Annotated in this window: 1 protein-coding gene; it reads left to right on the top strand. The window is 41.2% G+C overall.

The features are described from left to right. The first annotated feature begins 410 nt into the window (after positions 1–410). Positions 411–2,000 carry a Na/Pi cotransporter family protein gene (locus CWC28_RS20795; protein ID WP_063700508.1) on the top strand — a complete coding sequence of 530 codons (1,590 nt, stop codon included), beginning with the start codon at positions 411–413 and terminating at the stop codon, positions 1,998–2,000. Positions 2,001–2,178 lie beyond the last annotated feature (178 nt).

Below are 2,178 nucleotides of genomic sequence, written 5' to 3' on the forward strand. Positions count from 1 at the left end.
GCCGAAGCCGCTACTACGCTTGAGCTCAGACAAAGCACCTACCACGTAGCACCTAGCACCTAGCACCTAGCACCTAGCACCTAGCACCTAGCACCTAGCTAACATGTGTTCTTAAACTGATAGCTTACGACTGAAATCTCTTATGTTTATCGCGCGAAATAAATTTCACGCCTACGGATGAGCATTTCAATTTAACTATGCGCAGGCACAATCTAATCTGACTTCTAACGACTGATATCTAATATCTCCTTTTTTGTTCGGCGTTAAAACGCCTCCTACGACTCGAATCTCGTTCCTCGCAACTCGCCCCTAAAACCAGTTACTTTGTTTTCGATCATTGCGCTATAAGGTACTCAAATCTATACTTTTTGTATCGATCTTGATTAACAATATCAGCACTTTATAAGCGAATGGAAAATCTGAACATAGCCATGGCTGGGCTAACCGCCATTATCCTTTTTATTTTTGGGCTTGAGAACTTTTCTCGGGAAATTGAAAGTATATCGGGAGAGCGCTTTCGTAAATCGTTGAGTCGCGCGACTAACATTCCTATTTTTGGGGTGTTAATTGGTGCTGTGGTGACGGCCTTTATTCAATCGAGTTCTGCGACGTCGGTGATCACGATAAGCTTGGTAAATGCGGGGGTGTTAACGTTTAAAAATAGTGTCGGTATTATTTTTGGATCAAATGTGGGCACTACGATAACGGCTCAGCTGGTGGCTTTTAAGCTGACGGTATTTGCTCCTGTGATTATTATTATTGGCTTTTTTCTGTCGCTGACTCGCAATCGCTTTTCTATTTTTGGTAAGGCGATTTTCTATTTCGGTTTTGTCTTTTTTAGCCTTAACCTGATTTCATCATCACTTGCGCCATTACAAAACAACCCTGCATTAATTGAGATTTTAACGCAGCCGCAAAACCCACTTTTAGCGATTTTAGTGGGCTGTGTATTTACTGCTATGGTGCAGTCGAGTTCGGTGACTACAGGGCTTGCCATTGTTTTTACTCAGCAAGGTATTTTGGGGCTTGAGAACGCGGTACCCATTATTATGGGGGCGAATATTGGTACCACAGCGACTGCTATGATTTCTGTGTTTGGTATGGATATCGCAGCAAAGAAAGCGGCGTTGAGCCACCTGTTGTTTAATGTGGGTGGGGTGCTTTTATTTCTGCCTTTCATTTTATTGTTTGGTGATAAGTTAAGTGAAATTACGCTTGATCCCGCTGTCGCACTGGCAAATATTCATTTTATTTTTAATGTGGTTGCCAGTTTAGTTTTTATTGCTTTTGTTAACCCCTTTACGCGCTTTGTCGATTTTTTGCTTGGTGAAGGAAAAATGGACTTTGAACGCCTTGAATTGCCGACTTACCAAGAGGATGAAGAGTTTCAGCATGTCGTCGATAAGTTAGAATCAGGCAACCAGCAGCTGCTTAATTTTTTAAAAGAAAACTACAATCAGGTCACGCTGAGCTTAGAGACTAACTACAAAGGTATTCAAGATACTGCACAAAAGCGCTTGGAATATGCCAGTTTTGTTGAGAAGGAATACATCACTTATTTCACTACTATTGTTAGTAAAATCAATGATGAAGAGCAGTCACGAGAGTTAATGCTGCAAATTAACCGCTTTGATTATTTGTTCCAAATTCATGATTCCATCATTGATCTGTTTGAAAGCAAGCGGATTATGAATGAACAATTTATAGAATTAGAAAGCGATATTTTGATTATGATCCGCGAACTTTCGAGTGATACGCTGACCTTGTTCACCCATACCAGCGAGAATTTAGAACAACCTAAAAATGACGAAATAGATAAAGCAGCTAGGTCATTGCAATTGCATCTGAATCAGGCGCAGCGTAAGTTATTAATGCTACTTGCTGATACCAACCGAAAAGATGCCGGTACGCTGACAAATTTCGTCACCTATTCTCAGCGCCTCAAAGATAAACTGCTGAACTTACATAAAATGTATTCACGCAAAAATGCCGAGTTGTAAGTTGGGTAGAGCGGAGCGAAACTCGATAAGTTAGCGAGTTGCGAGGGGATAGGGTAAAGAAACTTTCAGCCGTCAGCTATCAGATTGAAAGTTAAGGAGTTTCGAGTTGTAGGAGGCGTTTTAACGCCGAACAAAAAATTCGATTGGGTAGGGAGCCCCCTTTACCAATTCGAAACCA

The sequence above is a fragment of the Pseudoalteromonas sp. S4492 genome (genome assembly GCF_005886115.1).
GTDB lineage: Bacteria > Pseudomonadota > Gammaproteobacteria > Enterobacterales > Alteromonadaceae > Pseudoalteromonas > Pseudoalteromonas gelatinilytica.

Coding starts and splice junctions, on each gene's coding strand:
- CWC28_RS20795 (WP_063700508.1), top strand. CDS start 411: ATGGAAAATCTGAACATAGCCATGGCTGGGCTAACCGCCATTATCCTT.